At 70.3% G+C, this 16,465-nt stretch carries 14 protein-coding genes; 4 read left to right on the forward strand and 10 right to left on the reverse strand.

The window, feature by feature from the left end; translation table 11 throughout:
- Nucleotides 1-83: 83 nt before the first annotated feature.
- Complete coding sequence (locus ASG59_RS11800) at nt 84-1,862, forward strand: ABC transporter ATP-binding protein (RefSeq protein WP_056409022.1); 1,779 nt, start codon at nt 84-86, stop codon at nt 1,860-1,862.
- A gap of 186 nt (nt 1,863-2,048) precedes the next feature.
- The gene (locus tag ASG59_RS11805) at nt 2,049-3,311 is read left to right on the forward strand and encodes an alpha-hydroxy acid oxidase (protein WP_244475697.1); all 1,263 of its coding nucleotides are present in this window, start codon (nt 2,049-2,051) and stop codon (nt 3,309-3,311) included.
- Between the two features lie 101 nt (nt 3,312-3,412).
- On the opposite strand, the gene ASG59_RS11810 is transcribed toward ASG59_RS11805, so the two are convergent.
- From ASG59_RS11810 to tesB, 5 genes are all read right to left on the reverse strand, one after another.
- Entirely contained in the window at nt 3,413-6,058 is a 2,646-nt protein-coding gene (locus tag ASG59_RS11810) for a DNA translocase FtsK (RefSeq protein WP_056409026.1), read from the reverse strand.
- A 202-nt stretch (nt 6,059-6,260) separates the two neighbouring features.
- A complete protein-coding gene (locus tag ASG59_RS11815; protein ID WP_244472456.1) occupies nt 6,261-7,220 on the reverse strand; it encodes a TorF family putative porin in 960 nt (319 codons plus the stop codon).
- A gap of 345 nt (nt 7,221-7,565) precedes the next feature.
- Entirely contained in the window at nt 7,566-9,065 is a 1,500-nt protein-coding gene (locus ASG59_RS11820; protein WP_056409028.1) for an ammonium transporter, read from the reverse strand.
- A gap of 103 nt (nt 9,066-9,168) precedes the next feature.
- Entirely contained in the window at nt 9,169-9,507 is a 339-nt protein-coding gene (locus ASG59_RS11825) for a P-II family nitrogen regulator (protein WP_055888467.1), read from the reverse strand.
- A 290-nt stretch (nt 9,508-9,797) separates the two neighbouring features.
- Nucleotides 9,798-10,667, reverse strand: coding sequence for an acyl-CoA thioesterase II (tesB, locus tag ASG59_RS11830; RefSeq protein WP_056409030.1), 870 nt, complete (start codon nt 10,665-10,667; stop codon nt 9,798-9,800).
- Nucleotides 10,668-10,828: 161 nt separating this feature from the next.
- Here tesB and ASG59_RS11835 point away from each other — a divergent pair, with 161 nt between their 5' ends.
- Entirely contained in the window at nt 10,829-12,106 is a 1,278-nt protein-coding gene (locus ASG59_RS11835; RefSeq protein ID WP_056409033.1) for an FAD-dependent monooxygenase, read from the forward strand.
- Between the two features lie 55 nt (nt 12,107-12,161).
- Here ASG59_RS11835 and ppa read toward each other — a convergent pair whose 3' ends face one another.
- The 3 genes from ppa to ASG59_RS11850 all read right to left on the reverse strand — a co-directional run bounded on the left by ppa (nt 12,162) and on the right by ASG59_RS11850 (nt 13,727).
- Nucleotides 12,162-12,698, reverse strand: a complete 537-nt coding sequence (gene ppa / locus ASG59_RS11840) for an inorganic diphosphatase (RefSeq protein WP_056409035.1) — start codon at nt 12,696-12,698, stop codon at nt 12,162-12,164.
- 131 nt (nt 12,699-12,829) lie between these two features.
- Nucleotides 12,830-13,144, reverse strand: coding sequence for a hypothetical protein (locus ASG59_RS11845; protein ID WP_056409037.1), 315 nt, complete (start codon nt 13,142-13,144; stop codon nt 12,830-12,832).
- A gap of 76 nt (nt 13,145-13,220) precedes the next feature.
- Nucleotides 13,221-13,727: a GNAT family N-acetyltransferase gene (locus tag ASG59_RS11850; protein WP_055888456.1), complete on the reverse strand. Its 507-nt coding sequence runs from the start codon at nt 13,725-13,727 to the stop codon at nt 13,221-13,223.
- A 240-nt stretch (nt 13,728-13,967) separates the two neighbouring features.
- Here ASG59_RS11850 and ASG59_RS11855 point away from each other — a divergent pair, with 240 nt between their 5' ends.
- Nucleotides 13,968-14,693: a tyrosine-protein phosphatase gene (locus tag ASG59_RS11855; protein WP_056286210.1), complete on the forward strand. Its 726-nt coding sequence runs from the start codon at nt 13,968-13,970 to the stop codon at nt 14,691-14,693.
- A gap of 2 nt (nt 14,694-14,695) precedes the next feature.
- Here the strand turns inward: ASG59_RS11855 and ASG59_RS11860 are convergent, their stop codons facing one another.
- A complete protein-coding gene (locus ASG59_RS11860; protein WP_056409039.1) occupies nt 14,696-15,550 on the reverse strand; it encodes a prephenate dehydratase in 855 nt (284 codons plus the stop codon).
- Nucleotides 15,551-15,555: 5 nt separating this feature from the next.
- Nucleotides 15,556-16,299: a 3-deoxy-manno-octulosonate cytidylyltransferase gene (locus ASG59_RS11865; RefSeq protein ID WP_055888450.1), complete on the reverse strand. Its 744-nt coding sequence runs from the start codon at nt 16,297-16,299 to the stop codon at nt 15,556-15,558.
- Nucleotides 16,300-16,465 lie beyond the last annotated feature (166 nt).

The raw sequence follows: 16,465 nt of genomic DNA on the forward strand, positions 1-16,465 counted from the left end.
TTGATCTCGGGACCGGGCACCGCCAAACAGCGGGCGACGCGGCGGCGACCGGCCTTCGCGTCGGACACCACGAACGGATCAGCATGGCGCGTCGGCCGCTCCCGAGGGGCGATACCCTCCCCCTCCTCGGCCGCGTCTGGCGGGAATGGCTGGCGCCGCACCGGGCGACGCTGGCCGTGGTGCTGGTGCTCATCGCCATCGTCGGCGCCGCCACCGGCCTCTATCCGGTGCTGATCAAGTCCGCCTTCGACGCCTTCGACGCCAAGGACGTCGGCGCGCTGTCCTACGGCCCGATGGTCGTGGTCGCCATCACCGCCATCCGCGGTTTCGCGCTGTTCGGGCAGACGGTGCTGACCAACCGGGTGGTGACGCGGGTGGAGGCCGACATGCAGGTGGCGCTCTATTCCCACCTGATCGAGGCGGACCTCGCCCAGCTCGGGCGCGAGAGCCCGGCCGCCTTCACGCAGCGCTTCACCACCGACTTCGCCTACATCAAGGAGGCGCTGACCCGGATCTCGACGGTGCTCCTGCGCGACATCGCCATGCTGGTGGCGCTGGTGGCGGCGCTGGTCTGGATGGACCCGGTGCTGACGCTGGTGGCGGCGGTGACGGTGCCGTTCGTGGCCGGGCCGATCGCGCGGATCGGGCGCAAGCTCAGGCGGGTCTCGACCTCGACCCAGGAGCAGATGGGAGCGGCCGCCAGCCTCATCAACGAGAGCCTGCAGGGGGCGCGCATCGCCAAGACCTACGGCCTGGAGGGCTACCTCAAGGGCCGGGCCAGGCAGGCCTTCGACGAGGTCCGCCGCCTCAAGATGAAGACCGCCAACGCCCGCGGACGGCTCGATCCGCTCCTAGAGGTCGGCGGCGGCCTGGCGGTGGCCGCCGTGCTGGTGCTGGTGGGCCAGCGCGTCATGTCCGGCGAGCGCACGGTGGGCGATTTCACCGGCTACGTCGCCGCGCTCCTGCTGGCGGCCCAGCCGGCCCGGGCGCTCGGCACCCTCAACGCCATCCTGCAGGAGGCTGCGGCCGCCCTGCAGCGCTACTTCGCCCTGATGGACGAGGCCCCGCGGGTCCGGCAGGCAGACGACGCAACGCCCCTGCGTCTGGATCGCGGCGAGATCCGGTTCGAGGGCGTGCGGTTCCGCTACCGCGACGACGCCCCGGCCCTGGAGGGGATCGACCTGACCGTGCCGGCGGGCTCGGTCACCGCGCTGGTGGGGCGCTCGGGCTCCGGCAAGTCGTCGCTGCTCAACCTGGTGCCGCGCCTCTACGACGTCACCGCCGGACACGTCGCCATCGACGGCCAGGACGTGCGCGCGGTGACGCTCGCCTCCCTGCGCGAGGCCGTGGCCGTGGTCTCGCAGGAGATCGTGCTGTTCGACGACACGATCGCGGCCAACATCGGCTTCGGCCGGACCGGTGCGACCCGCGCCGAGATCGAGGCCGCCGCCGAAGCCGCCGCGGCGCACGGCTTCGTCTCGCGCCTGCCGGAGGGCTACGACTTCCGGGTCGGGCCCGGGGGCGGCCGCCTCTCGGGCGGCGAGCGCCAGCGCATCTCGCTGGCCCGCGCCTTCCTGCGCGACGCGCCGATCCTCCTCCTCGACGAAGCCACCAGCGCCCTCGATTCGGAATCCGAGCGCCTGGTCCAGGCGGCGCTCGCCAAGCTGATGCGCGGCCGCACCACCCTGGTCATCGCCCACCGCCTCTCCACCGTGCGCGACGCCGACCTCATCGTGGTGATGGAAGCCGGCCGCGTGGTCGAGACCGGAACCCACGAGGCCCTCATGGCATCGGGCGGGGCCTACGCCCGCCTCCACCGCGTCCAGCTCACGGGCGACGCCGAGACGCTGCCCGAGCCCTGAGCGGCCCCGACCGCCGCCGGCCGCGTGCCCCGGCGGCGACGGCCGTCAATTTATTTGCGGTGCGACGTAAAAATTTTGCGCTGCGGCATAGTAGGCCGGTCATCGGTGATGATAGACGACATCATTGCCGATGACCGAACTGCGAGTCCGATCATGCATGAAAATTCAGTTTCCGAGGGTAAATCCGTGTCCGAGACATCGTTCAACCGGCGCCGATTGCTTGAGTATCTGACCGCCAGCCCGCTCCTCGCCCCGAGCGGCGCCAGGGCCGTGGCCGGATTGCTGGCGCTCGGCACATCCGAGGCCATCGCCCAGAGCTACGACGTGCTGCGGCAAGCCCCCGTCATGAACGGCGACCTCATCGCCTCGCCGGCCCAGGCGCTCAACGTGTTCGACTTCGAGCCGGTGGCCAAGAAGGAATTGCCCCCGGCCCATTACGGTTACCTCGCCAGCGGCGTCGACGCGGACAAGACCCTCAAGGCCAACCGCGACGACTTCGACAAGATCACCATCCGCACCCGCCGCCTGATCGACGTGCGCAAGATCGACACCTCGGTGAAGATCTTCGGCGAGACCTGGGCGAGCCCCATTGCGCTGGCCCCCGTGAGCAGCGTCGGCGCCTTCCATCCCGAGGCCGAGGCGGCGGCCGCCCGCGCCTGCAAGGTCAAGGGTCACCAGATGATCCTCTCGACGGTGGGCAGCACCTCGATCGAGGACGTGATCAAGGAGCGCGGCGCCCCGGTCTGGTACATGCTCTACCCCACCGACGACTGGGCGGTGACGGAACTGCTGGTGGCGCGGGCCGAGATGGCCGGCGCGCCCGCCATCGTCCTGACCGTAGACCGCCAGGGCGGCCGCAACACCGAGACCCTGTTTCGCGACCGTCGCGGCGACACCCGCACCTGCACCGATTGCCATACGCCCGGGTTCAAGAACGAGGTCAGCCGCAAGCCGATGTTCGACGGCATCGACGTGTCCAAGGTGACCAACCTCTACGGCACCGGCATGACCTGGGACTACGTGAAGCGCCTGCGCGGCATCGTGAAGGGCAAGCTCGTCCTCAAGGGCATCGTCACCCACGAGGACGCCAGGACCGCGCTGGACTACGGCGTCGACGCCATCATCGTCTCGAACCACGGCGGCCGTGCCGAGGAGAGCCTGCAGTCGACCATCGGTGTGTTGCCGGAGGTCGTCGGGGCGGTGAACGGGCGCATCCCCGTGCTGGTCGACGGCGGGTTCCGCCGCGGCACCGACGTCCTCAAGGCGCTGGCCTCGGGCGCCACCGCCGTCTGCATCGGTCGGCCCTACGTCTGGGGGCTCGCCGCCTTCGGCCAGCCCGGCGTCGAGATGGTGCTCACCATCATGCAGCGCGAGTTCGAGACCATCATGCGCCAGGTCGGTGCGACCAGGCTCGCCGAGATCACCGGCGCCAGCATCCACCGCGCCTGAGCCGACAGCGATCCCGGACCTTCGTGAGGTCCGGGACGATCGTGGGCGATCAGGCGATTTGGGCGATCAGGCGACTTGGGCCGCGCAGGCGACTCGGGCGCTCAGGAGACCTGAGCGTCCGCTTCCACCAGGATCTCGCGCTTGCCGGCGTGATTGGCCGGCCCGACGATGCCCTCGACCTCCATGCGCTCCATCAGCGAGGCGGCGCGGTTGTAGCCGATCTGCAGGCGGCGCTGGATGTAGCTCGTCGAGGCCTTCTTGTCCCTGAGCACCACCGCCACGGCCTGGTCGTAGAGTTCGCCACCGGCCTCGCCGAAGCTGCCCTGGTCGAACACCGCGATGTCGGCCTCGGGCTCCCCCGGCTTGGCCGGATCGCCCGCGCCGTCGTCGGCGGTGACGGCGTCGAGGTAGGACGGCCGGCCCTGGCGCTTGAGGTGGGCGACCACGCTTTCGACCTCAGCGTCCGAGCAGAACGGCCCGTGCACGCGAGTGGTGCGCCCGCCGCCGGCCATGAACAGCATGTCGCCCTGGCCGAGCAACTGCTCGGCGCCCATCTCGCCCAGGATCGTGCGGCTGTCGATCTTGCTCGTCACCTGGAAGCTCATCCGGGTCGGGAAGTTCGCCTTGATGGTGCCGGTGATGACGTCGACGGACGGGCGCTGCGTCGCCATGATCAGGTGGATGCCGGCGGCGCGCGCCATCTGGGCGAGACGCTGGATCGCGCCCTCGATGTCCTTGCCCGCCACCATCATCAGGTCGGCCATCTCGTCGACCACGATCACGATGTAGGGCAGCGGGTTGAGGTCCATCTCCTCGGTCTCGTAGACGGCCTCGCCGGTGTCCCGGTCGAACCCGGTCTGGACGGTGCGGGTGAGGACCTCGTCGCGGTCGCGGGCCTCCGTCAGGCGCGCATTGAAGCCGTCGATGTTGCGCACACCGAGCTTCGACATCTTCTTGTAGCGCTCCTCCATCTCGCGAACGGCCCACTTGAGGGCGATGACCGCCTTCTTGGGGTCCGTCACGACCGGGGAGAGCAGGTGCGGGATGCCGTCGTAGACGGACAGCTCCAGCATCTTGGGGTCGACCATGATCAGGCGGCACTCCTCCGGCTTCATCCGGTAGAGCAGCGACAGGATCATGGTATTGATGGCCACCGACTTGCCCGAGCCAGTGGTACCGGCCACCAGCAGGTGGGGCATCTTGGCGAGATCGGCGATGATCGGCTCGCCGCCGATGTTCTTGCCGAGGCACAGGGCGAGCTTGTGCGGCGTCTCGGCGAAGTCGGCCGAGGCCAGGAGTTCGCGCAGGTACACGGTCTCGCGCTTGTCGTTGGGCAGTTCGATGCCGATGGCATTGCGGCCGGGCACCACGGCGACGCGGGCCGAGACCGCCGACATCGAGCGGGCGATGTCGTCGGCGAGCGAGATCACCCGGCTCGACTTGGTGCCCGGCGCCGGCTCCAGCTCGTAGAGGGTCACCACCGGGCCGGGCCGCACCGCCAGGATGTCGCCGCGCACGCCGAAATCGCTCAGCGTGGCCTCCAGCAGCGTCGCGTTCTGCTCCAGCGCATCGGAGGAGATCAGGCTGGACGCCGACGGACCCTTGGGCTCGGCCAGCAGCGTCAGGGCCGGATGCGCATAGGCGCCGTTGCGCGGGGCGGGCGCTGCGGCGGCCGGGCGCACGGTCGGCGGTACCGACGACGGCGGCTGGCTGACCCGCGAGCGCACGGGCGCGGGCGTCTCGTGCAGCGGCTCTTCGACGACCGTGTCGTCGTCGCCCTCGTCGTCGTGCAGGACCGGCGCCAGGCTTGCCCTGCGCGCCGCGACCGGTGCAGGCGCCGCGGGCCGATCCGACACGTCGAAGACGGGCTCGCGCCGCCCGTCGTGCCCGGCGGCTCCGGTCCAGGCCGGCTCGTCCTCGTCCGCGAAGGCCCGCTTGGCGGCGAGCGCCGGCGAGTTGCCCGTGTAGACGGCCGCCGTGGCGGCGGCGGTCCGTTGCGCCCGCCAGTCGCGCACCCAGGTCCCGATGCCCTCCCGCCCGGCCATGACGCCCTGCGCCACCGTACCCAGCGACAGGATGCCGAAGCTCGGCTCGTCGGCGGCCTCCCGCTCCGCCCGGCCGGGCTCGCGCCGCACGGGGCTGCGCACGGCCGGATAGGGCTCCTCCTCGATCTCGTCCGCCGGGCCCACCCGGCAGGCGGCGGTGAGCGCCAGGATCGCCACGACCGCGAAGCCGAAGCCGCACAGGGAGGCCGCAGCGGTCGAGACGACGCCGACCAGGGTGCGGGCGGCATGCATCAGCGCGTCGCCGGCGACCCCGCCGAGCCCGGTCGGCAGCGGCCAGCGCGTGGTCGGCGGCAGGGCGCTGGCGACGGCGCTGGCCGCGAAGAACCCGATGATCCACAGGGTGATGCGCAGGCCGCCGTTCGGCAGGTCGCGCGAGCGCATGAGGCGGATGCCCCACAGGGTCGGCGGCAGGGCGAAGGCCAGCGAGCCGAGCCCGATCAGCTGCATGGCGAGATCGGAGACCACGGCACCGGGCGCGCCGAGCACGTTGTGGGCGGCATGGTTGGTGGCGTGGTTGAGGCTGGGGTCGTCGATCGACCAGGTGGCCAAGGCCACCGTGAGCGCCGTGGCGCCCGCGAACAGGACGAGGCCGCCGAGTTCCGTCATCCGCTTGGCCAGGAACGGACGCAGGGATTCGACGAAGGTCTCGTAGGGCGATGCGGAACGTCGGAGCGAGCGCATGCGGGACCAGACACAATGAGAACTGTCCGGTAACGCTAACGGCCGTCGAGTTAACGGCCGTTTAAGGATGCCGCCGTGGCCGCCAGATGCCTGTGGGCGGCGGCCGAACACCCGTCGCGAACCTCTGCGGCGCGATCGGACGCGCCCACGAAAAAGGGACCCGGATCGCTCCGGAGCCCCAAGGCAGTCGCGTCGGCTGAGATCAGCGGAAGAGGTTCAGCAGGCCGCCCGGCTCGGCGTAGATGCCGGGAGCCGCGGTGGAGGTCTGGAAGGTGATCGACCCGATGAAGGAGTCGCCGCACCACTTGGAACGGCCGCCGGTCACCAGTCCGCGGAAGTCTCCCGAGACGGTGCCGCACTGGACCTGGTTCAGGTTGGTGGTGTGGTAGCGGGCGTCGAGGACGATGTTCTTGTAGGTGTAGGAGATGCCGACGTTGCCGTAGGCGTAGCTCGGCAGGTCGATCACGTTGAAGCGACCGATGGCGGGGTTGAAGCCGCTGGCCGAGTTCTTGAGGGCGCCGAGGAAGTAATGGCCGCCTTCACCCGAGATCGAGAAGCCGCCGGCATAAGCCTCGGGCAGGAAGGAGAACAGGGTCGCGGGAAGCGTGTAGGCGAGCGTGCCCGAAGCGTAGGTGCCGTTGGTGTGGGTGCCGAGGTAGTTCGGCGCGAAGAACACGTTGGCGCCGACGGTGAGCGAGTCGGTCAGGGGGTAGGTGACCTTGCCGGCGTACTCGATGAAGTCGGTGTTCTTGGTGGTGAACGGCACGCCCGGGGCGGCGAACAGCTGCGTCTCGTTGGGGTAGAAGTAGTAGATCACGCCGAAGTCGAAGGCGAGCTTGTCGAAGGTCGGGCGGATACCGGCGACGAGATCGAACTCCATGTCCGGGCGCGTCGGCAGGCGGGTCTGGTAGGTGGCGAAGCCCGTGTAGGCGAAGCCGCCGAAATACTGTGCCTCGAAGAAGGTCTGGTAGCTGCCCTGGCGGTTCGACTGGGAAATACCGCGGAAGTTGTAGTCCGTCTGGTAGCGCGAACCGAACGAGAAGCCGATCAACGGATCCGGAGCCTTGGCTTCGATCGGCATGACCTTGGGGGCTGCGAGATCTGCTGCATGAGCCTGGCCCAGGCTCAGCAGGGCCGCGACGGAAGCAGCAACTCCGCGCATGGACATCTTCGACTTCATAGACCTCAGCCCCTTTTTCGACGTTGACTGACGGTGCCGGAAACGGGGGGAGACAGCAAAACTAACTTTCGGGCAAATGCCCAATTCTTGGGCAGATAACCCCTCTGCATGGGGGTTCCCGCCGCGATGTTGTTTTCGCGACACAATTTCGCCGTCGGATCGCCGTCGCCGGACGCGTGTGCTCGCCGGTTCGACCGGTGGTGCCTTCGCCGCGCGGCAGCGGCGGGCAATGAAAAAGGGCTCCGGTTCGATGAACCGGAGCCCTTTGACGTCAGCTCGCCGCGATCGACGGTCTCGGCGGCGACCGCCGATCCCGTCGTCGGCCGGTCAGTAGTTGTAGGCGCGCTCGCCGTGGTCGGCGATGTCGAGGCCTTCGCGCTCCTCGTCCTGTGTGACGCGCAGGCCGATGGTCAGGTCGACGAGCTTGTACAGGATCGCCGAGCCGATGCCCGACCACAGGATGGTGAAGCCCACCGCCTTGGCCTGGGCCAGCATCTGCGTGGCCATGTCGTAGCTGCCCACCACGAGTTCACCGGGCTTGGTGGTGTAGTCCGGCAGGCCCGCGCCGCCGAAGTCCTGGCTGACGAGGATGCCGGTGGCCAGGGCACCGAGGATGCCGCCGACGCAATGGACGCCGAACACGTCCAGCGAGTCGTCGTAGCCGAGCGCGTTCTTCACCGTGGAGCACATGATGAAGCAGAGCGCGCCGGCCACGAGGCCCAGCACGATCGAGCCCATCGGGCCGGCGAAGCCCGCCGCCGGCGTCACCGCGACGAGACCGGCGATGGCGCCCGAGAGCATGCCGAGCAGCGACGGCTTGCCCTTGAGCAGCCACTCCACGAACAGCCAGGAGACGGCGGCCGCGGCGGTGGCGACGAAGGTGTTGATCATGGCCAGGCCCGTGGTGCCGTTCGCCTCGAGGTTGGAGCCGGCGTTGAAGCCGAACCAGCCCACCCAGAGCAGCGAGGCGCCGATGGCGGTCATGGTCAGGGAGTGGGGAGCGAGCAGGTCGCGGCCGTAGCCGATCCGCTTGCCGAGCATGATGCAGCCCACCAGGCCCGCGACGCCGGCGTTGATGTGCACGACGGTGCCGCCGGCGAAGTCGAGGGCGCCCCACTTGAAGATCATGCCGGCGTCGGCGTTGACCGCGTCGAGCGCCGCCTGGGCCGTGGCCTTGGAGGCCTCGTCCGTGGCTGCGGCCACCGCCGCGGCGGCGTTGCCGACCAGATCCGGGCCGCCCCAGTACCAGACCATGTGCGCCATCGGGAAGTAGATGAGCGTGGCCCACAGGACCATGAACACGACCAGCGCCGAGAACTTCATCCGCTCGGCGAAGGCGCCGACGATGAGGCCGGGGGTGATCATCGCGAACGTCATCTGGAAGCAGATGTAGACGTATTCCGGGATGACGACGCCGTTGGAGAAGGTGGCCACCGTGGTGGTCGGGTCGACGCCCTTGAGGAAGGCCTTCGAGAAGCCGCCGACGAAGTCGTTGAGGCCGCCGCCGTTGGTGAAGGCCATGCTGTAGCCGAAGCAGACCCACAGCAGGCAGACGAGGCAGGCGATGGCGAAGACCTGCGTCAGAACCGAGAGCATGTTCTTGGTGCGCACGAGGCCGCCGTAGAACAGGGCCAGGCCCGGCAGCGTCATCAGCAGCACGAGGGCGCTCGACATGAGCATCCAGGCGGTGTCGCCCTTGTTCGGGACCGGTGCCGGCGGTGTCGCGGCCGCGGCGGGCGTCGGCGTCTGTGCGAGGGATGGCTCGATGATGAGAAGGGCCAGTGCGGCGCCTCCCATCCCGAGCGCCAGGGCATTGCGAAGTTTCATGGAAACGAGACTCCCGATCGGGGTGCGATGCTGATGTGAAGGGGTGAAGGGTGGGGGCTGCCCGCGGCGGGCCGTCCTGCCCGTGAGGGGCGGCTGCGACGTCCTAGAGGGCGTCGGCGTCGGTCTCGCCGGTGCGGATGCGGACGGCCTTCTCGAGGGGCAGCACGAAGATCTTGCCGTCGCCGATCTGGCCGGTGCGGGCGGCGGCGGCGATGGCGTCGATCACGGTTCCGGTGACGTCCGCGGAGACGGCGACCTCGATCTTGAGCTTGGGCAGGAAGCTGACCGCGTATTCGGCGCCGCGGTAGATCTCGGTGTGGCCCTTCTGCCGGCCGTAACCCTTCACCTCGGTCACGGTGAGGCCGTGGACGCCGATGCCGGTCAAGGCGTCGCGCACCTCCTCCAGCTTGAACGGCTTGATGATGGCCATCACGATTTTCATGGGCGGCGCCCCCTTGTCCGATGTTGGCCCGGACCCCCGTCCCGCTCGAGGGCGGGACCGGACGCGATCCGGACGATGTCGCGGGGGCCGGCATGGCTCCGCTCGGGCCGCCGTCATTCAAGGACTATGCCAAGCGGAACCTTTTGTGTCCGGGCGTATCTGCCCGCCCGGCGGCCTGTTCTGGCGCCCAAAGCGGCTGGGCGATGCGCTCGTGGGCGGAGAGCCGGGGGCTTCAGATCATCGAAGTCGCATATTGGCGACAAAATAGGCAAACCGGGCTGTGCGACGGCTCAGCTTTCGCTGCGGCGAGGGCGAATCATCCCCTCCTGCGCCACCGATGCCACGAGGCGGCCGTCCTGCGTGTAGATCAGCCCCCGCGCGAAACCGCGCGCACCGCCCGCACTCGGGCTGTCCTGCGCATAGAGCAGCCACTCGTCGGCGCGGAACGGCTGGTGGAACCACAGGGCATGGTCGAGGGAGGCCGACTGGATGGCCCCGTCGAACACGGTCTGGCCGTGGGCGATCAGGGTGGCGTCCAGCAGCGTCATGTCGGAGGCGTAGGCCAGCACCGCCTGATGGATCGCCGGATCGTCGGGCAGGGGAGCCGCGGCGCGCAGCCAGACGTGGAAGCGCGGCTCGCGCGGTTCGCGCCGAAGATAGCGCTCGATCTCCACCGGCCGCAGCTCGATCGGGCGCTCGCGCCCGAAATAGGCCAGGACGGGGCTCGGCATGCCCCCTCCCCCCTTGGCGGCGACCTCGCGGGAATCGGGCAGGCCCTCCGGGCCGGGCACGTCCGGCATCGGCAACTGGTGGACGACGCCGGTCTCCGGGTCGTGGTAGGACACCGACATCGCGAAGATCGCCCGGCCGTGCTGCTTTGCCACGACCCGCCGGGTGGTGAAGCTGCGCCCGTCGCGGATGCGCTCGACCTCGTAGAGGATCGGCTCCTTCGGGTCGCCGCCGAGCAGGAAGTAGGCGTGCAGCGAGTGGGGCGGACGCGTCGCAGGCACGGTCCGGGTCGCCGCCACGAGGGCCTGGGCCACCACTTGGCCCCCGAACACCCGGGGCCAGCCGACGGTCGGGCTGATCCCGCGATAGGCATCCTCGGCGATCGCGTCGAGATCGAGGACGTGGAGGAGTTCGGTGACGATGCCAGTCATGCGGCCGGGGTGCCCTTCATGCGGTCGCGATCCCGTGGGAAGGTGATCCGGACCGATGGCCGCGTTGCGGCCGTTGGACGGGGGACATAGCAGTCCCGGTGCCGCGATCCAGACGGTTCGCGACACCGATGCAGGATGGGACGCAGGAAGGAATGAGCGGAATGGACGGCGTGACGACGGACCCGGCCGAGAGACGCCTGCCGCGACGGACCATCCTCGTGGCCGGCGCGGGCATCCCCGGCCTCGTCCTGGCGCTGGCCCTCAAGCAGGCGCACGGCGAATCCCTCGACGTCCTCGTCTGCGATCCCGCCCTGCCGGCGGGAGCCCACCGCCATCGCGGGCGCGCCTACGCCGTCGCCAGCGCGGGAAGGCGCCTGCTGACGCGCCTCGGGCTCTGGTCCGGGATCGCGGGTGCGGCCGAGCCGATCCGCGACATGACGATCAGCGACAGCCGCCTGTCCGACCCCGTGCGTCCTGTGTTCCTCACCTTCGCGCAGGATGCGGATGCGGGCGAGACCGCACCCTTCGCGCACATGGTCGAGGCCGAGCCCCTCGTGGCGGCGCTGCTCTCGGCCTGCGCCGCCGCCGGTGTCCGCCTCGAGGCCTCCGGCGTGGTGGAGGCGGTCCCGGCCGTGGGCGCCCTGTCGGTGCGGCGCGACGACGGCAGCGTCGTCGCCGCGTGCCTGGTGGTGGCGGCCGACGGTGCCCGCTCGCGCCTGCGCGAGGCCGCCAAGATCGGTTGGGTCGGCTGGTCGTACCCGCAGGTGGGGATCGTCGCCACGGTGGCGCACGAGCGCCCGCACCACGGCCGGGCGATCGAGCATTTCCTGCCGAGCGGCCCCTTCGCGATCCTGCCCCTCGTGGACGGCGGATCCCTCGGGCACCGCTCCTCCATCGTCTGGACGGAGCGGAGCGCGGATGCCACCGCTCTCCTGGGCGGCACGGACGAGGACACCCTGGACGAGGTCGAGCGCCGCTTCGGCGCCGGTCTCGGACGGATCGCGCTGGAAGGAGCGCCGCGCGCCTACCCCCTCGCCTTCGGCATCGCACGGGCGTTCCAGGCGGAGCGGCTGGCGCTCCTGGGCGACGCCGCCCACGTCATCCACCCGATCGCCGGCCAGGGCCTCAACCTCGGCCTCGCCGATGTCGCCGCCCTCGCCGAGGCGGTCACCGACGCCCTGCGGCTCGGCATGGACCCCGGCGGGCGCGACGTGCTGCTGGCCTACGAGCGCAGCCGCCGGTTCGACACGCTTGCCATGGCGACCGCCACCGACGGGCTCAACCGCCTGTTCTCCAACGACATCCTGCCGCTGCGTCTCCTGCGCGATCTCGGCCTCGGCCTCGTCGACAGGCTGCCCCGCCTCAAGCGCCGGTTCATCGGCCAGGCGTCGGGCGAGGCCAAGGCCCTGCCGCGGCTCCTGCGCGGCGAGCCGCTCTGAAACCCGCATCCGGCCGGTGAGGCCGGATGCGGACCTGTGCCCGCTCCGGGCGGCCTCAGGCCTTGCGGGCCTTCTCCCGCTCGATGCCCTCGAGGATGAGGCGGTGGGCCTCCGCTTTGTCGCCCCAGCGCAGGATCTTGACCCACTTGCCGGGCTCCAGGTCCTTGTAGTGCTCGAAGAAGTGCTGGATCTGGTGGATCGTGATGTCGGGCAGGTCGGTGTAGTTCTCGATGCGGTCGTAGCGCATGGTGAGGTTGCGCGAGGGCACCGCGATGATCTTCTCGTCCTCGCCGGCATTGTCCTCCATCACGAGGACGCCCACGGGGCGCACGCTGATGATGGCGCCGGGTACGATGGCGCGGGTGTTGGCCACGAGCACGTCGCAGGGGTCGCCGTCGCCCGACAGGGTGTGGGGGATGAAGCCGTAGTTCCCCGGGTAGTGCATGGCGGTGTAGAGGAAGCGGTCCACCACCAGGGCGCCGGCCTCCTTGTCCATCTCGTACTTGATGGGCTCGCCGCCGATCGGCACCTCGATGATCACGTTGACGTCGTGGGGCGGGTTCTTTCCGATCGAGACGGCGTCGATGATCATGGTTCGTTATCTCCCGGGCATCGAGGGCCTGTGGCCCCGTTGCCCGTGTCTTTAAGGCGCCCGCGCCGCGAAGCAAAATCGTCCGCGGCGGTTTCCGGTGACAATCCGGGCGTTTCGACCGGAGCGAAGGGTCAGGCGCTTGGCTTGCGCCAGCGCGCGGCCAGGCGCTCCCAGGTCCGCTCGATCCAGCGGGCGGAGCGTTCGAGGGGCACCTTGAGGCCCGGGACGTCCTGGCTGATGAGGGCGAGGCCCACGGGCAGCATCCACAGCCCGAGGACCGGCAGGATCGAGAACACCCCGCCGAGCATGAACAGCGCCGCCGCGACGATCCGCACCGGACGCCGGGACGGCTCGCGCAGCCAGTCGAGGCCGGCGCGCAGGCGATCCGGCAGCTTCGCGCTCAACCGGTCGACGCGGGAATCCCAATCGGCGGCCGTGACGTCCATGGTCGTTCGCTCCTCGGGCGACCGCGACAGGATGGCGGCCCCTTACGGACGTGAACGAACGAACGCGCGTCGGCGTTCAACCGAACCGATAGCCGACCTTGGGCAGGAGCGCGCCGGCCAGCCGCTCCACCGACTGCCCGACCACGATCCCGCCCTGGCCGACGTAGAACGCCAGGGCCCGCTCGTTGTCCGCCAGCGACCACACGCCCACCCGGCCCATGCCGCGGTCGGCCAGGTCGTTGCGGATCGCCCGGAACAGGCGCCGGCCGAGGCCGAGGCCCTGGTAGGCGGGGGTAATGTAAATCTCGTCGACCTCGCCGGCCGTGCGCAGGATGCTGCCGCGGGTCCGGCCGTAGCTGGCGTATCCGACGATGGTGTCGGCCGCCTCCACCACCACGAGCGGGCGGCCGCGCCGGGCGGCGGCGCACCACCAGGCCGGGCCGCGCCGGGCGATCATCTGCTCCAGGCAGATGCCGGGGATGATGCCGCGGTAGGCCTCGCGCCAGGTCTCGTCGAACACGTCGGAGAGACGATCCGCGTCCTCGGTGCGGGCCCGGCGGATGCTGATCGTGCTCGTGCTCATGACGTGTCCCCGCGGCGGATGGGAAGAGCGAACCGGCATCGAAGACTACGATGTCGGCAAAGACAAGGCCGGTCGCGCAAGGCAAGCCCGATGCCGGATGCGCAGCACGCGCCCGGTCCGACGTGGCGCCCGGTCCGACGTGGCGCCCGTCCCCGATGCCGGCCACGTTGCCGCCCCGTTGGCCGACTGGTAGAGCCGGACGGATCGTCCCTCGAAGACCCCGGCTGGCCCCTCCCCCTCGTGTTCAAGCGCTTCCTGAAGCCAGAGACCCGCTATGCCCGGCGCATGGCGCGCATCGCCCGGTTCGAGCGGCCGATCGCAGGCCCGGTCTCGCGGGCCAAGGCCTGGGCCAACATGCTGCTGGTGGATCACGGCATCTTCAGGCTGGCCTACCTCAACCGTCACAGGCTCGGGCAAGGCAAGATCTGGCGCTCGGCGCAGCCGACCCCGCACCAGCTCGCCTGGTTCCGCCGCCAGGGCGTGAAGACCGTGGTCTCCCTGCGCGGTGGCCGCGAGCACGGCTCGTGGCCGCTGCAGCGGGAGGCCTGCGAGCGCGAGGGGCTGGTGCTGGTGGAATTCGTGCTGCGCTCGCGCGAGGCGCCCTCCCGCGAGACGATCCTGGCCGCCAAGGCCTTCTTCGACGGTATCGCCTATCCGGCGGTCATGCACTGCAAGTCCGGCGCGGACCGGGCCGGCCTCGGCTCGGTGCTCTACCTCATCCTGCACGAGGGCCGGCCGGTGGCCGAGGCGATGGGGCAGCTCTCGGCCCGCTACGGCCACTTCCGCTTCGCCAAGACCGGCATCCTCGACGCCTTCTTCGACCTCTACCGGCGCGAGGGCGAGGCGAAGGGGATGGATTTCCTGACCTGGGTCGAGACCACATACGACCCGGAACGGCTCACGCGCGAGTTCCGGGCCGGGTTCTGGTCGGACCTCCTGGTCGACCGGGTGCTCAAGCGCGAATAGGCCTATTCGGCCGCCACCCGCGACGCCTCGCGGAACGGATGCGCCGGATACGTCCCGATGATGCGCAGTTCCCGCGAAAAGTAGCGCAGCTCTTCGAGCGCCCTGGCGAGGCCGGCGTCGTCGGGCCGGCCGTCGACCTCGGCATAGAACTGCGTGGCCGAGAACTGGCCCTCGACCATGTAGCTCTCGAGCTTCGACATGTTGACGCCGTTGGTGGCAAAGCCCCCCAGCGCCTTGTAGAGTGCGGCCGGCAGGTTGCGCACCCGGAACACGAAGCTCGTCACCGCGGCGACACCCGCCGCCGGCGCCTCCGGCTCGGGCGCGAACACCACGAACCGGGTGGTGTTGTGGCTCTCGTCCTCGACGTCGCGCGCCAGGATGTCGAGGCCGTAGACCTCCGCCGCCAGGGCCGGCGCCAGGGCGGCGCGGCTCGGGTCGCGCGCCTCCATCACCTCGCGGGCGGCACCCGCTGTGTCGCCTGCCACCACCGCCTTGAGCCCGAGCCGGCGGATCAGGCGCCGGCACTGGCCCAGCGCGTGGACGTGGCTGTGGACGCTGGTGAGCGCCGACACCGGCGTGCCGGGCAGCGCCATCAGCTGGAAGTGGATCGGCAGGAAGTGCTCGGCCACGATGTGGAGCGGCGAGGTCGGGATCAGGTGGTGGATGTCGGCGACCCGCCCCGCGATCGAGTTCTCGATCGGGATCATCGCGCGGGCGGCCCGCCCCTCGATCACCGCCGCGAAGGCGTCCTCGAAGCTCGGGCACGGCAGCGGCGTCCAGTCCGGATAGGCCTGCGAGCAGATGATGTGCGAGTTGGCGCCGGGCTCGCCCTGGTAGGAGATCGTCGTCTGGGTCATGCGGCTCAGTTCAGGCGGCGGGCGGTGAGGAGCGCGCGGGCGCGCTCCAGGTCGGCGGGGGTGTCGACGCCCAGGGGCAGGTCCTCGACGACGACGGCGTCGATGCGCATGCCCGCCTCGAGGGCGCGCAGCTGCTCGAGTTTCTCGCGCTGCTCCAGTTCGCCCGGCGGCAGCGCCATGAAGCGTCGCAGCGCCTTCCGGCGGTAGGCGTAGAGGCCGATGTGGTGGAACAGCGGCCCGTCGCCCCAGGGCGCCTGGGCCCTGGTGAAGTAGAGCGCGCGCAGGCGGTTGGGCCCGACGCTGTGGCCGATGAGCTTGACCACGTTCGGGTCGCGCGCCTCCTCGTCGCGGGTGATGACCGCGCAGAGGGTGGCGATGTCGACCGTGCGGTCGGCCAACGGCGTGATCGCCGCGCCGATCACCGCCGGGTCGATGGTCGGCAGGTCGCCCTGCACGTTGACGACCACGTCGTGGTTGCCCTCGGGGTCGATGATCTCCAGGGCCTCCGCCAGCCTGTCGGAGCCGGAGGGGTGGTCCGCCGCGGTGAGCACCGCGAGCCCGCCGGCCGCCTCGATCACCGCGACGATCTCCTCGGCGTCGGTGGCCACCACCACCGGACCGATCCCCGCCTCCACCGCCCGGCGCCAGACGTGGAGGATCATCGGCTCGCCAGCGATGTCGGCGAGCGGCTTGTTCGGCAGGCGGGTGGCCGCCAGACGGGCGGGGATCAGGACGAGGGGATCCGACATCGATGCCCAAAAAACCCTGCGTGGCGCGGCGGCCCGCCGCGGATCGGCGACCTTCGCGGCCGACCGGTCGAAGGCGAAGCGGCGGCCCGCGCCGCGTGCTTACCAGGGGGGTCGGCACTTGTCATGGTCGGGACTCTTGTCATGGTCGGGACTCTTCCAAGCCGGG

It is taken from the genome of Methylobacterium sp. Leaf466 (genome assembly GCF_001425565.1).
Lineage (GTDB): Bacteria > Pseudomonadota > Alphaproteobacteria > Rhizobiales > Beijerinckiaceae > Methylobacterium.

What these genes read in the sequence shown, in the direction of transcription:
- ppa (WP_056409035.1), bottom strand. Translation starts at nt 12,698, where the DNA reads ATGATCATCGACGCCGTCTCGATCGGAAAGAACCCGCCCCACGACGTC.
- ASG59_RS11800 (WP_056409022.1), top strand. Translation starts at nt 84, where the DNA reads ATGGCGCGTCGGCCGCTCCCGAGGGGCGATACCCTCCCCCTCCTCGGC.
- ASG59_RS11835 (WP_056409033.1), top strand. Translation starts at nt 10,829, where the DNA reads ATGGACGGCGTGACGACGGACCCGGCCGAGAGACGCCTGCCGCGACGG.
- ASG59_RS11845 (WP_056409037.1), bottom strand. Translation starts at nt 13,144, where the DNA reads ATGGACGTCACGGCCGCCGATTGGGATTCCCGCGTCGACCGGTTGAGC.
- ASG59_RS11810 (WP_056409026.1), bottom strand. Translation starts at nt 6,058, where the DNA reads ATGCGCTCGCTCCGACGTTCCGCATCGCCCTACGAGACCTTCGTCGAA.
- ASG59_RS11820 (WP_056409028.1), bottom strand. Translation starts at nt 9,065, where the DNA reads ATGAAACTTCGCAATGCCCTGGCGCTCGGGATGGGAGGCGCCGCACTG.
- ASG59_RS11860 (WP_056409039.1), bottom strand. Translation starts at nt 15,550, where the DNA reads ATGACCCAGACGACGATCTCCTACCAGGGCGAGCCCGGCGCCAACTCG.
- ASG59_RS11865 (WP_055888450.1), bottom strand. Translation starts at nt 16,299, where the DNA reads ATGTCGGATCCCCTCGTCCTGATCCCCGCCCGTCTGGCGGCCACCCGC.
- ASG59_RS11850 (WP_055888456.1), bottom strand. Translation starts at nt 13,727, where the DNA reads ATGAGCACGAGCACGATCAGCATCCGCCGGGCCCGCACCGAGGACGCG.
- ASG59_RS11825 (WP_055888467.1), bottom strand. Translation starts at nt 9,507, where the DNA reads ATGAAAATCGTGATGGCCATCATCAAGCCGTTCAAGCTGGAGGAGGTG.
- tesB (WP_056409030.1), bottom strand. Translation starts at nt 10,667, where the DNA reads ATGACTGGCATCGTCACCGAACTCCTCCACGTCCTCGATCTCGACGCG.
- ASG59_RS11815 (WP_244472456.1), bottom strand. Translation starts at nt 7,220, where the DNA reads ATGCGCGGAGTTGCTGCTTCCGTCGCGGCCCTGCTGAGCCTGGGCCAG.